Source organism: Pseudomonas sp. AF03-9 (assembly GCF_020515815.1).
GTDB lineage: Bacteria > Pseudomonadota > Gammaproteobacteria > Pseudomonadales > Pseudomonadaceae > Aquipseudomonas.
On record NZ_JAHPJF010000015.1, the window covers coordinates 213,786 to 227,162 of the forward strand.

At 56.4% G+C, this 13,377-nt stretch carries 9 protein-coding genes and 1 tRNA gene; 1 reads left to right on the forward strand and 9 read right to left on the reverse strand.

Features of this window, described 5'->3' with window-relative positions:
• Positions 1-23: 23 nt before the first annotated feature.
• The 9 genes from LIY36_RS19870 to LIY36_RS19910 form a co-directional block, all read right to left on the reverse strand.
• Positions 24-1,418, reverse strand: a complete 1,395-nt coding sequence (locus LIY36_RS19870; protein WP_226456761.1) for an adenylate/guanylate cyclase domain-containing protein — start codon at positions 1,416-1,418, stop codon at positions 24-26.
• An 11-nt stretch (positions 1,419-1,429) separates the two neighbouring features.
• On the reverse strand, positions 1,430-1,996 hold the full coding sequence (locus tag LIY36_RS19875; RefSeq protein WP_226456762.1) for a Pycsar system effector family protein: 567 nt from the start codon (positions 1,994-1,996) through the stop codon (positions 1,430-1,432).
• A 144-nt stretch (positions 1,997-2,140) separates the two neighbouring features.
• Positions 2,141-2,416: a hypothetical protein gene (locus LIY36_RS19880; RefSeq protein ID WP_081883312.1), complete on the reverse strand. Its 276-nt coding sequence runs from the start codon at positions 2,414-2,416 to the stop codon at positions 2,141-2,143.
• A complete protein-coding gene (locus LIY36_RS19885; RefSeq protein WP_226456763.1) occupies positions 2,413-3,393 on the reverse strand; it encodes an integrase domain-containing protein in 981 nt (326 codons plus the stop codon). The genes LIY36_RS19880 and LIY36_RS19885 overlap by 4 nt, the downstream gene beginning before the upstream one ends.
• Positions 3,394-4,300: 907 nt before the next feature.
• Positions 4,301-5,623: a tyrosine-type recombinase/integrase gene (locus tag LIY36_RS19890; protein WP_226456765.1), complete on the reverse strand. Its 1,323-nt coding sequence runs from the start codon at positions 5,621-5,623 to the stop codon at positions 4,301-4,303.
• A 172-nt stretch (positions 5,624-5,795) separates the two neighbouring features.
• A tRNA-Thr gene (locus tag LIY36_RS19895) sits at positions 5,796-5,871 on the reverse strand.
• Positions 5,872-5,979: 108 nt separating this feature from the next.
• Complete coding sequence (locus LIY36_RS19900) at positions 5,980-7,356, reverse strand: HlyD family type I secretion periplasmic adaptor subunit (protein ID WP_226456766.1); 1,377 nt, start codon at positions 7,354-7,356, stop codon at positions 5,980-5,982.
• Positions 7,346-9,499, reverse strand: a complete 2,154-nt coding sequence (locus tag LIY36_RS19905; RefSeq protein ID WP_192298430.1) for a type I secretion system permease/ATPase — start codon at positions 9,497-9,499, stop codon at positions 7,346-7,348. Before LIY36_RS19905 ends, LIY36_RS19900 begins: the two co-directional genes overlap by 11 nt.
• A 45-nt stretch (positions 9,500-9,544) precedes the next feature.
• Positions 9,545-10,897 carry a TolC family outer membrane protein gene (locus LIY36_RS19910; RefSeq protein WP_226456768.1) on the reverse strand — a complete coding sequence of 451 codons (1,353 nt, stop codon included), beginning with the start codon at positions 10,895-10,897 and terminating at the stop codon, positions 9,545-9,547.
• A 341-nt stretch (positions 10,898-11,238) separates the two neighbouring features.
• Here LIY36_RS19910 and LIY36_RS19915 point away from each other — a divergent pair.
• Positions 11,239-13,377: retention module-containing protein (locus LIY36_RS19915; RefSeq protein ID WP_226456770.1), on the forward strand; the 2,139-nt coding region annotated here is incomplete at its 3' end.

The following is a 13,377-nucleotide window of genomic DNA, read 5'->3' on the forward strand; positions in this document are numbered from 1 at the left end:
TCTGGGAAAAGGCCGCTCAAAAGCTATCTGATATATACTCCGATAATATCTTTAAAAATAACAGCCCCCTTAGCATCAGTTACTACAGCTTCCATGGTATGCAACCCGCGATACGCTGTCGAATCCGTATGGATCTGAGGGTTAGCCCTAAAGAAACTTGTCAAATAGTTGTTGTCTTTAATAACTGAAGTTTTTGTAATAGGGAAAGTCCCTCGCTGCCCTTTCAGCTGAGCTTCTGTACCATGATTTCGCTTCGTCAGCTTCAGCTCGAGGGGGAAGTCTTGGCTAGCATGAACCGACTTATCAAATATAACTTTGAATTTAAGACTGAGGTTTTTGTTGAGCATTCTTGAAATCGACGGATACTCAACCAAAGTATTTCCATCTGCAATGAAGCACTTAAAAGATATGCCAGGGCATGACACCACCATCGAGTTTGGATGCGATTCTTTTAGCTCAGTTGCAAATGGAAGCAAATCTCTATACTTAGCATGATCCAGCTCCCTTACCTTGTATGTGTGAACCCGTCCTTCTCGATCCGTATATGACTTAGGGAGATTCGGCAAGGGGATAGTTTCTATCTCACCGTTTTTATTTTTTTGGGTGCGAGTTCTGATTTTTGTATAATCCTCAGGAAGATCAATTTCTTCCATGATACTTCGACCAAGCATCGACTTGTTCTTGCCAGCGATACCTTGAAGCTTCGCCGCAACATCCACAAAGAAGGATGTTGGAGTTACTTCGTAAACTCCTCTAAATCCGTAAGACGCCCACAACACGTCATCGTGAGAGCCGTAGTCCAAGCCAATGCGAAAACCCAAATAATCTGCCTTGGGATTCTGAAAATATTTCTGCTCAAGAACAGGAATGATGGTTCCCGTCATCAAGGACTCAAGAACTGAAACGCAATTAATAGCATTAATTATGCTGTCGTCTTTATCCTGTGCTTTACCTCCAAAGAAGGCTAGCAAGGCGTCTCCCATAAACCGATGAACATGCCCATCCATGGCTCGCACGGTTTCAGCTGCAGCTTTCAAAATCGTATTCTTGATAGCTACGACTTCATGAAGCTCATATATAAAAGTAAGTCTTGTTGAGTTTTTTATATCTAGAAAAAGCGAACAGATGTAATGATTCTCCTGGTCATCAGTTTCCGCGAGATGCACAAAGTCAGGATGAGTGCCAATTTTACTTTGGTTAACTCCATCCCTTCTAAACGAAGTGCGAATATCCTGCTGAATTGCTTCCTGATCAAAAGCATCTGATGTCGCTAGTGACTTTTCAACATGTTCATTCAAACTTTCCATTGATGCGCGCCCCAGCGCAGCATCCATTGCGAAAGACTTCTTTTTATTGCTCTTCTTTATTTCCGAATCCAACATCCGGGCAAAAGATTCTCTTGAAATACTTCTCTTCAACACAGATCCCTCTACGAAAAAGCATTAATAACAAAAGCTACAAGAAATACTGAGACACACAAAAAATGAACGCACAGAACAACGGATAATTTTTGTATGAGCCAAAATTTTCGATCGACAATTTTTGCCAAAGTAAATACTTGGCCACTCAAATCATTTAGATAGTCTTCATCAGAGACTTCGTTGATTCGTTTAGCATAACCATCAGAACCGCTTTTAGCGCCTGCTATATCGCCATAAAAAATTAGTGACTCTCCTCTGTTTTTTTCAGGGCTACTAAATGTCACAGGGAATATAGTAAAGCATGCCATTAGCATACAGGTAACAGCGGCAATCAAGCTAAAACAACCAAATAAACCAATGCACACGATAATTTGAGTTGTATTTGCCACTTCCAGCTTACCAAGCAGAGCAAATATTAGTGCAATTACTGCCGCGCAGTAAGACATGATAATTGTACACTTGGTATTGGTCGTGCCAATGTAAACATCTATCCGTTTGATTACCTCAAACTGATTTTTTATCTTTTGCTCTATAACCTTGCTCAAATCATCACCTTGCTGCTTACAATCAGTCATGGATTTCCCTATGATATAACTGGGAGGTTAGGTCTAAGAGCAATAATACATAGCATACACCGAAGATGTAGCGACGATAGCTCAGCGCCATCACCACGTCTAGCGATGGTCAATGGGTCTTCTTCTCTTGACTAATTCGCTGCTTTAGAGATTGAAAATCCATGACGTTTCTAAACGTCGAGCAAGCAGCCGGACAGTCAGCAAGTAGTAGTATCGCGTAGCGTCGCTGTGTTGACGCATGCGATGTTCGAGAAACCAAGCCAAATTTTTTCTTTGCCAAGCCCAAGGTGTTTCTCGCTGCCAGCGCTCTGCAATTGCAGCCTGGATGATCTGCGCCTGCCGCAAATGACGTTGCCGTGTAGCGTGGGACCCAGTCAGCACCCCTGCTAGAAACAATTCCATATCGAATGGCTTACTCATGCTCGCCCACCAATGTAGGCCGCGACCACGTCGATCCGACCGTGCCCCAGCTCATAGCTGATTTGTCTCCGGGCCTCATGATCAAGATTTCTATCTAGCTGAAAACATCGACCGCCGTTGAGAGGCGCGCGGTGTTGGGTGATCTGCTCATAGCGCTCACATGCGTACGCCGCTCGTAGCTCATGAAAGCCTTTGAGCTTGTGTGCGTGCAGGGTATCCCTCGCATGGCGGATGACTTGTTGCAGAAGGTTCACGTAGCTTTCATCAGGCGCAACCAGGTTGCGGCTACCGAAAGGCGACGCCTGCCGTGCAAACCCAAGTGCACCTCGAACATAGTCGTCCACCGTAATCCAGCGTGGCGCCGAGGCGCCGGCGCGGCCACCTTTGGCGCCATCCTGAATGTTAATTCTGCCCAGGTCGTTGGCCTCACGGCTAAGCCGTGGCAAGTCGGCTAGGATAGCCTCACGCAAGCGCATGCCGGTGGCTCGCGCCAACAGAACGATCGCTGCAGCCCGTCTCTGATCACAGGTGCAAAGCGCATCGACGATCTGCTTAACCTGTTCGCGGTCCTGCCCTTGCGGAACCGATTGGCGAACTCCGGTGCGTTGCATACCCAACGCCTTGCTCGGACTTGGCGACTTCACGTATTGATCACCGCGAAGCGCAGCCATGGTTGTGTTAACGCTGGATAGCCGATTTTGTACGGTGCTGACGGCGAGGTCACCGCGTCCAACCACTTCGCGCAGATACGCCGCATAGTCTGCCAATACCTTCCGATCAATTTGCCGCGCATCATTGATACCGGGTCCCTGTTCGGAGCGGCACCACTTCACGAACGCCTGCCAGCGATCACAGTGCGCTTTGACCGTACCGTAATGACCGCCGCCGAACATATCTTTCAGTGCCTGCGGTCCTGCGTAACTCAGTTGTCTGCCGTAGCCGAAATTGCGGCCACCGCGTCTACCCACCAATGCCATGTCGGTCACCTCATCTGCCGTTCTCCGGTCCTCGCCCCACGTCATCCCGCCATGGATGTTGAGTGTTATCAGGGATCAAGGCCCCTGCGACCTGTGAGGGTTGTCCACTAACGCGGGACTGGCGGCTCTTTACGACCGGGAGCTTGGGCATCTCATGATCTGGCCTCCTGAACACTTCCAAGGAAGTGGGCGGGTGGAGGCTGCACTGGCTGACGAGACCAACGCCGCGAGATCCTGAGTTAGGTAAAAGCAGTGATGCGATGACCGGGGCATGCCTGACTGTCAGTCAGGTGCAGTCAATTCCTTGGGCTGCGGCACCATCATCAGCATCGCTGTTGCTGGTGACTTCGGTGTTTGTCACGCCGATTGTCACGAGGGGAAATGCCGCAATGCCTTGTACGAGTTGGGCTGCAGCAGCGGTAGGAGCGCCCGTCTCTTTCCGGAAGAAAGAGACGGGCGCAGGTTGGCGCAATGAATGGCCAAGCGGATAGGTTGCTGCAGGGCAGCTATGAAAGGGGGTGAGTTGCCGCAGTGGGCACACTGGTAAAAGTAGGCATCCATCACATCGCTGTGACCGTGCGAGCCGCCGGACGCTAATCGCACTTTGGGAGAACCACCACCGTGTGGCGTAGCCTTAAAGGTTCTGGCTACCTGGGGTTGCTGTCAACGACAGCGCTTTGCCCGATCTTTTCTACTCCTGTGGATAATTCGGGTCAAGGCTCCAGTTTTCGGGAGTTCTGCGGCTGTGGGTGAAATTATCCACCGGTGGAAATCAGTGGTTTTCCACAGACAGTTGTGTGGGCTTTAGATTTTTTAAGTGAGGTCCATCCAAGCAGGGCGGCTTTGCAGCCCTGTTTGGATGGACCCGCGTGGACAAGCGGATCGCTGAGATATGAGGACCGAGCGCTTACTCAGTTGCGCCACGTTTTGCTTTTAGGCGAGTGACGTTCGCTCCTGTCTGGTTGGCGAATTCGTGTGGAGTGACATGCTCCTGCCGGTTGGCCTCCAGGTACCGGCTCCACCAGTTCATGATCAGCCTGCGCTCCTCGATGAATTCGGCCTTGTGGATGTAAGCGGCGCGGACGTTGTTGCGTTCTTTGTGGCTCATCTGCCTTTCAATGGCGGTCTCGGACCACAGTCCTGACTCAATCAGTGCGCTACATGCCATCGAGCGGAAGCCATGGCCACAGATTTCGGTTTTGGTGTCGTAACCCATATTTCGAAGCGCGCTGTTCACCGTGTTTTCAGACATTGGTTTCGACGGGTTGGCATCGCCTGCAAATACCAGGTCGAATTCGCCGGTGAGGGTACGGATCTGTTCAAGCAGGGTTACGGCTTGCGGTGATAAGGGTACAAGGTGGATGTCCCCGGCCATCTTCGTACCTCTTGTTGAAAAGGGTACTCCGTCCAGCGCGGGTCGAGTGTCCGGTATCTCCCAGGTGCCGCGCTTGAGGTCGAACTCGCTCCAGCGGGCGAAGCGCAGTTCGCTGGAGCGGACAAACACATGTAGCGAGAGCATGACTGTCAGCCGAGTCAGCGTTCGTCCTTTGTAGGTGTCGATGCGCTCCTGCAATTCAGGCAGGCGCGATAAGGGTAAAGCTGGGCGGTGAACTACCCTCGGGGCTTTGATCAAACCTTCAAGGTCGGAGGCAGGGTTTGCCGCGATCTGTCGAGCACGTTTCGCCTCGCGCATGATGCTTTGCAGGTAGTTTTGTACCCTTAACGCGACGTCAATCGTGCCACGCTTCTGGATTGCTTCCAGAGGTTGCATCAAGTCGTGAGTGTCTAGGTCGACAATAGCGCGATCACCGATTAGAGGAAAAACATGGGTTTTGAGGCGGCTCAGGACCGTCTTGGCATGGCCCGGAGCCCATTTGGCAGACATCGCTTTGTGCCAGTCCAAGGCTGCGTCCTCAAAGGTTCGGCCTCGGATTGTGGCTTGCGTCTTAGCTTGGTGTTTGGACTCGATGGGGTCGATGCCTTCCGCCAGCATCCGCTTGACCTCCAGGCGCTTCTTGCGCGCATCGGCGAGGCCGACCACGGGGTAGTTGCCGAAGGAGGTCAGTCCTTCACGACCATCAGGTTTTACATACCTGAAACGCCAGCCTTTACGGCCATTGGGTTGGACTAGAAGGTAGAGGCCGTCGCCGTCGAAAAGCTTGTAGGCGCGGTCGGTGGGCTTGGCTGAGCGGCAAGCCGAATCAGAGAGCGGGGCAGTGGTGCGCGACATAAGGGTACTCCTCCCTTTATCGAATGACCTTACCCCTATCTTTATCCTTAAAACGACTGGTATCCATAAGATTTTGGCGGAATCCGACGGAACGCCAAAACGAAAAAACCCGCCAGAAGGCGGGTTTTTCGGGGGTTTCAGAGATTTTGAAAGCCTTCTCTGGAACCTTGGATGGTGCCGGCACCAGGAGTCGAACCCGGGACCTACTGATTACAAGTCAGTTGCTCTACCAACTGAGCTATACCGGCGTGTTGGGCGACGATTATAGCGACTGCCAAGGTTCTGTAAACCCCTGAAATCTGACTATTTTTGCGAAAACCCCAGTTTTCCCATCGTCACCCGGTATTTCCCCGCAATCACCGCTCGTGCATCGCCTCGGCCCGGGACTTGATGATCGGTTTGAGCAGGTAGCTCAAGATGCTCTTCTTGCCGGTGATGATGTCCACCGAGGCCACCATGCCGGGGATGATCAGCAGTGGCTTCTCGTCCGTGCCCAGGTGGCTGCGGTCGGTGCGCAGTTTGATGATGTAGAAGGTGTTTTTCTTCTCTTCGTCCATCACGGTGTCGGCGCCGATCTGTTCGAGTTTGCCTTTGAGGCCGCCGTAGATGGTGTAGTCGTAGGCGGTGAATTTGATCATGGCTTCTTGGCCGGGGTGCAGGAAGGCGATGTCTTGCGGGCGGATTTTTGCTTCTACCAGGATCGTGTCGTCCAGCGGGACCACTTCGGCCATGTCGCTGCCAGGCTGGATCACGCCGCCGACGGTGTTGACCAGCATCTGCTTGACGATGCCGCGCACGGGCGAGGTGACCATGGTGCGGCTGACGCGGTCTTCCAGGCCCTTGGAGGTGGCTTGCGCCTTGCTCAGCAGGGTGCGCGCTTCGTTCAGTTGGGCGAGGGCCTCGCTGCGGAATTTGCCGCGGGTTTCGTCGATTTTGCGTTGCACTTCGTTGATCGCCGCCTGGGCACGGGGGATGGCCAGGGTGGTGCCGTCGAGCATGCCGCGGGTTTCAACTTCCGAGCGCTTGAGGCGCAGGACTTCTACCGGAGAAATTGCGCCCTGTGCGACCAGCGGTTCGGACATGCCGATTTCCTGGCGCAGCAGGTTCAGGCTGTTGCGGTACTGTTCCTGCTTGGAGCTGAACTCGCGTAGCTCCTGCTGGCGTTGCAGCAGCTGTTGTTGCAGCCCGCCCACTTCATCGGCCAGTTGCTGGCGGCGGCTGGCGTACAGCGATTCTTCGCTCGACACCTGATTGGGCACGGCCTTGCGCGCGGCGTCGGTGATCTTCAGCGGGCGGTCGTCGACTTCCGCGCTGAGACGTTCCACACGCAGCTCCATGGATACGCGTTCGGCTTCGGTTTCGCCGACGTTGGAGGCAAAGCGCGTGTCGTCCAGGCGGATCAGCGGCGCGCCGGCTTCGACGATCTGGCCTTCGTGCACGTAGATCTGGGCGACGATGCCGCCCTCCAGGTTCTGGATCTTCTGGATGCGCGAGGACGGAATCGCCTTGCCTTCGCCCTTGGTCACTTCGTCGATGATCGCGAAGTGGGCCCACAGCAGCAGGAACACGAAAAAGCCGATCACGCCCCAGATGGTCAGGCGAACGATGCGCGGGGCGTCGTCGATCAGGGCTTTTTCGACTTCGGGCAGGGGCTGGCCATCAAGCGAGGCGCTGCCCTTGAAGTAGCGGAAGATCACATCTTTCCAACGGCCTGGGCCGGACTTAAGCAACACTGATCTGCCCCTTTTTCAGCGCTTCCATAACGGCCGCTTTTGGACCGTCCGCGAGTATCTGGCCACGGTCGATCACCAGCAGGCGATCCACCAGGCTCAACAGCGAGGCGCGGTGGGTGACCAGAATCACCGTCTTGTTTTCGATGACGGCTTGCAAGCGCTGTTTCAGGCGCTCTTCGCCAGTGTTGTCCATGGCGCTGGTCGGTTCGTCGAGCAGCAGGATCGGTGGGTTCAGCAGCAGCGCACGGGCCAGGGCGACGTTCTGGCGTTGACCGCCGGAGAGGTTCTGCCCGCGCTCGCCCACCTGCAACTCATAGCCTTGCGGGTGCAGCCTGGCGAACTCGTGCACGCCGGCCAGTTCGGCGGCTTGCAGCACCATTTCGTCGTCCACGTAGCGCGCACCCGAGACCAGGTTGTCACGCAGGGTACCGGCCAGCAGCTGGATGTCCTGGGCGACGTAGCCGATGTTGTGGCGCAATTCGCTGACGTCGATCTGGCGGATGTCTACGCCGTCCACCAGCAACGAGCCGGAGTCCGGCTGGTACAGGCCCACCAGCAGCTTGGCTAGCGAGCTTTTGCCCGAGCCGCTGCGGCCGATGATGCCGATTTTTTCACCGGGACGAACGTTCAGGTTGATCCCGTGCAGGGCCTGGTTCTGCTGGTCCGGGTAGGTGAAATTGACGTCGCGGAAGGTCATCGCGCCTTGCAGCGTTTTACGGCTGAGGGGGCGTTCGTCGAAGTTGCGTTCCTGCGGCAACTCCATCATCTGGTCCACCGAGACCATCGTCACCTTGGCTTGCTGGTAGCGCGTCAACAGGCCCGACAGCTGGGCCAGCGGGCCGAGTGCACGGCCGCTGAGCATGTAGCAGGCCACCAGGCCGCCCATGCTGAGGGTGCCGTCGATGATCTGGTACACACCAAAGATGATCATCGCCACGCCGGCCAGTTGTTGGATCAGCAGCGTGATGTTCATCGCCAGGCCGGACAGCACCTTGACCCGAAGTTCCAGGCGGCTGAGGGTGCCAATGGTTTGTTCCCACTGGTACTGGCGCTCGCTTTCGGCGTTGTTGACCTTCACCGCATCCAGCCCGGCGAGGGTTTCGATCAGGCTCGACTGGCGCTCGGCGCCCAGGGCCATGGTGCGTTCAAGTGTCGCGGTCAGCGGTTTTTGCAGGAAGTGCCCGATGCCCAGGGCCAGCGGGAAGGCGACGATGGGAATCCACACCAGGTGGCCGCCCAGCAGCGCGATCACCGCGAGGATGATCAGGGTAAAGGGCAAATCGATCAGGCTGGCGAGGGTCAGGGACGTGAGGAAGTCACGCATCCCCTGGAACTCGTGGATGTTGGACGCATAGCTGCCGACGCGCGCCGGGCGCATTTTCATCGACATGCCGACGATGCGTTCGAACAGCGTCGCGGAGATGATCAAGTCGGTTTTCTTGCCCGCCAGGTCCAGGCACAGGCTGCGCATGCTCTTGAGCAGCAGGTCGAACAGGTAGGCGCCGCAGATACCGATGGCCAGTACCCACAAGGTGGCGGTGGCCTGGTTCGGTACGACGCGGTCATACACGTTCATCACGAACAACGGCGCGGCCAGGGCGATCAGGTTGATCACCAGGCTTGCGGCGATGGCGTCGGCGTACAGCCAGCGTGAACGTTTGAGGGTGTCTTTGAACCACGAGCGTGCGCGTGGAATCAGGGTGCCGCTGGTGACGTCAAATTTGTGCTGTGGCTGGGCGAAGAACACCCGACCACTGTAATCCTGGCTCAGCACTTCTCGGCTGACCTGCACCTCACCGCCGTCGCTTTCGCTGAGCAACAGGCGGGCGGTATCACCCTCCCAACCCAACAGCACCGCACTGCGGCCTTCCTTTAATAGCAGCAAGGCCGGCAAGGCGATGGACGGGATCTGCTCCAGCTTGCGCTGTAGCAACCGCCCCTGCAAACCCGCCCGGGCTGCTGCACGCGGCAGCAGATCGGCGCTCATGCGTTGGCCTGCCAGAGGCAGGCCGGTGGTCAGCATGGCCCGGCTGGCGGGCTTGTAATGCAGGGAGCAGAGAGCCAACAACCCATCTAGCAATGGGTCGTCGTGCTGAGTGCGCGGGTCATGGTTGAGTTGCGCCACACCAATTTCAGGATCCAAGCTGACTCTCTCTTAAGCGGTTTTGTGGTTCAACGCCGTCAAGAATCAGTTCATCCCTGGCAGGTTTACCGACGGTTTAATATCGTTTTGCACAACTGATGCCATCGGAGCCACCACGCCCTGACTTCTCAGCAGTTGGCCCATGTCGGCCTTGATACGGTACTGCGTGTAAGTTTGCAGGCTTTTGATCTGTGCCAAGCGCTGCTGGGCGGTGAACAATTCGTTCTCGCTGTCGAGCAAGTCGAGCAGTGTACGCTCACCGAGGCTGAACTGCTGCTGGTACGAGGTCCGTACTTTGGTGCTGCGGTCAACATACTGCTGCGCGATCGGCACTTGCTGGGTGGCGTTGTTGTAGGCGTTCCACGCCAGGCCCAGTTCTTCGTTCAGTTGGCGCAGGGCGTTGTTGCGGATGTCCAGTGCCTGGCTGGCCTGGGACGCCTTCGATTGCAGGCTGGCCTTGTCGCTGCCGCCGTTGAACAGGTTGAACTGCATGTTCAGCATCGCGGAGTAGCCATTTTCATGACCTTCCTGGCCGCCGATGTTGTTGTTGGCCGAACGCTGCAGCACCGCATCAAAACGTGGGTAGAAGGTCGACTTGGCGGCTTCGTACTGCTTTTCCGCAGCGGCGATGTCCGATTCGGCCGAGCGCAATACCGGGCTGTCGGCAACCATCTGGCGGCGTGCTTCTTCCAGGCTGGCCGGCAATTCGGTCACCACGCCTGTAGGCCTTTCAAGCTGGTCCGGTTCCTTGCCGACAACACTGAGGAAGTTGGTGTTTGCGTCAGCCAGGTTGGTCTGCTCGGTGATCAGGTTGTTTTGCGCTTGAGCCAGACGGGCTTCGGCCTGGTCCATGTCCGCCATTCTTCCGACGCCACGGCTGGTGCGCAGTTTGATCTGGTCAAAAATGCGTTCGTGGCTCTTCAGGTTGTCTTCTGCCAGTTGCACCATCTCGCGACGGGTCAAGACATCCAGATAAACCTGGGCAACGGTCAGCGCGGTGCGCTCGGAGGTGTTGAGCAGCGCATAACCACGGGAGTTGGCGGTGGCTTGTTGGCGGCCGACTTCATTGATGGTGCCAAAGCCCTGGAACAAATTTTGTTGCAGGCGAATGGTCGACTCGCCGCGGTTCAGGTTCTTCCAGTCATGGCTGTTGCTGTTGGCGCGGGTCGTGGTGTTGTCGGAGCTTTCACGGCCATAGCCGCCCAACAGGTCGACTTTAGGCAGGTAGCCGCCCTGGGCTTCGCGTACCTGATAGTCGGCAGCAATGCGTGCATTAATAGCTGCCTGAATCTCCGGGTGATTTTTCACCGCATCTTGCATGGCTTCAGGCAGGGTTTGGGCCTGGACGAAACTGGCGGCTAAAGCAAACGGCACAGCTTTAAAAAGGTGCAAACGCATTCTGATTCTTCCCCGGGGATGGTTGCCTGAAAAACGCAACAGACGTGAAATATTGCATTGGAATTGGCAACCGAAATGACTGCTTGTCATAGGAACCTGGTAGTCCAAACAGAAAGTCGCGTGCCGATTAAATATCAATGTGACATTACTGGGCGGATTGTTTAGGATGGCGCCAAATAGGTCAATACCTTGACGGAAAAGTAATTTGCTGAATTAAACAACAAATTATTGACGCCAAATTTATCACACACAGTTAAGTACTCCAGCTATCGAATCGGCATAGGTAATGAGGCCGGTCTCCATGATGGATACCTCGAACGGTAATACACGGAGAGTCTTTTATGAGCAGCGTTGCGGTCGTCAAAAGCATTGTCGGTCAAGTGTTCGCGGTATCCCCGGAAGGGATTCGTCGCCTGCTTGTAGAAGGGGATCGCCTGCTCTCGGGTGAGCAAGTCGATACCGGCGCATCGGGCGCTGTCTCCCTGGAACTGGCCGACGGCCGCACCATTGACCTGGGGCGTGACACTCAGTGGAGCGCAAACGCTCCTGACTCGGTCACCGACCTCAGCGCCGCCACTGCCCAAGCCGCACCGTCCGTTGCCGAACTGCAGCAAGCCATCGCCGCCGGCGCCGACCCGACCCAAGACCTCGAAGCCACCGCCGCCGGCCCGACCTCCGCAGGCGCAGACGGCGCCGCGGGCGGCGGCCACAGCTTTATCGTGCTGGAAGCCACCGCAGGCGTGGTTGACCCGACCATCGGCTATCCGACGAACGGTCTGAACGCCGCCAGCGCCACCACCGCCCTCGATACCGGTGCCACCAACAATGGTGTCGACCCGCGTAACGTCACGATCACTCTGACCGCCACGCCGACCATCACCGAAGCCGGTGGCGTCGTCGTTTACACCGTATTCATCACCCAGGCACCGACCAGCGACCTGACCGTCACCCTGTCCAACGGCCTCTCCGTGGTGATCGCCGCCGGCCAGACCTCGGGCGCGCTGAACGTCACCTTCGCCGGTAACGACACGCCTTACCTGGACGCCTCGTCGATCTCCGCCACCATCGCCGGCACTTCCGGCGGCGGCAACCTGATCATCACCACCGACCCGGCGCCGGCTGTTACGCAGATCACCGACACCATCGACACCACCACCGTCACCCTGACCGCGACCGCCTCGGTGAATGAAGGCGGCCAGATCGTCTACACCGCGACCGTGACCAACGCGGCGCAGACCGACGTGGTGATCAAGCTGTCGAACGACAAGACCATCACCATCGAAGCCGGTAAAACCACTGGTACGGTCACGGTCGACACACCTGCCAACCTGGCCGACGGCAAAGACCTCACTGTCAGCGCCACCATCACCAGCGCGACCGGCGGTAACTACGAGAACCTTGCGATCAATCCGCAGGCGGCCACTTCGACGGTCGTTGCCGTGGATGATCCGAGCGTATTGAAGCCCGATACCAACACGATTGCCGAAGATACCCTCGCCACTGGCAACGTGCTGAGCAACGACAGCGACATCGACAACGTGTTGACCGTGGCCACCTTCCAGGTGGGCGGCAATACCTATAACGCCGGTCAAACCGCCAACATCGAAGGCGTGGGCAGCATCACGATTGGCACGGATGGCGCGTACACCTTTACGCCGATCAAGGATTACAACGGTGAGGTGCCAACGATTGGCTACACCACCAACACCGGGTCCAGCAGCACGCTGAACGTGACGGTGACGCCGGTTAACGATGCCCCAGTGATTCAAGTAACGGGCAATACCCTGGTCGAAAACACCGCGGTCGCCGGCAGTGTGGCGGGCACCTTTGTTGCCAGCGATGCAGAAACGCCAGCTGACCAGCTGAAAATCGCGTTCACCGGTGACAGCAACAAAGATGGCTACTACGCCATCGACGGCAACAACGTCGTCCTGACCCAGAAGGGTGCAGACTTCGTTAACGCCGGCAACCAACTGCCGCAGATCGGCCTGACCGTTACCGATGCTGACAACGTCAGCACCACCGCTACCGGCCAACCAACCGTCACCCTGCAAAACGATGTGCCGGTGATTGAAGTCACGGCCAACACCATTGTTGAAGACACCGCGACAGCGGGCACCGTCGCCGGTACCTTCACCGCAACCGACGAAGAGACGCCGCGTGATGGCCTGACCATCTCCTTCACCGGCAACAGCAACGCCGACGGCTACTACGCTATCTCCGGCAACAACGTTGTGCTGACCCAGAAAGGCGCGGACTTCGTTAACGCTGGCAACCAATTGCCGAAGATCGACCTGACCGTTACCGACCCTCAGGGCGCGAACTCCACAGGTTCCGACCAACCGACCGTCAACCTGCACAACGATGTGCCGGTGATTGAAGTCGTTGCCAATACCCTTGAAGAAAACTCCGCCACTGCGGGCACCGTCGCCGGTACCTTCACTGCGACCGACGAAGAGACGCCGCGTGATGGCCTGACT

Bases quoted from the DNA above. Each gene is read 5' to 3' on its own strand.
- LIY36_RS19875 (WP_226456762.1), bottom strand. From the start codon at position 1,996: ATGACTGATTGTAAGCAGCAAGGTGATGATTTGAGCAAGGTTATAGAG.
- LIY36_RS19880 (WP_081883312.1), bottom strand. From the start codon at position 2,416: ATGAGTAAGCCATTCGATATGGAATTGTTTCTAGCAGGGGTGCTGACT.
- LIY36_RS19885 (WP_226456763.1), bottom strand. From the start codon at position 3,393: ATGGCATTGGTGGGTAGACGCGGTGGCCGCAATTTCGGCTACGGCAGA.
- LIY36_RS19890 (WP_226456765.1), bottom strand. From the start codon at position 5,623: ATGTCGCGCACCACTGCCCCGCTCTCTGATTCGGCTTGCCGCTCAGCC.
- LIY36_RS19910 (WP_226456768.1), bottom strand. From the start codon at position 10,897: ATGCGTTTGCACCTTTTTAAAGCTGTGCCGTTTGCTTTAGCCGCCAGT.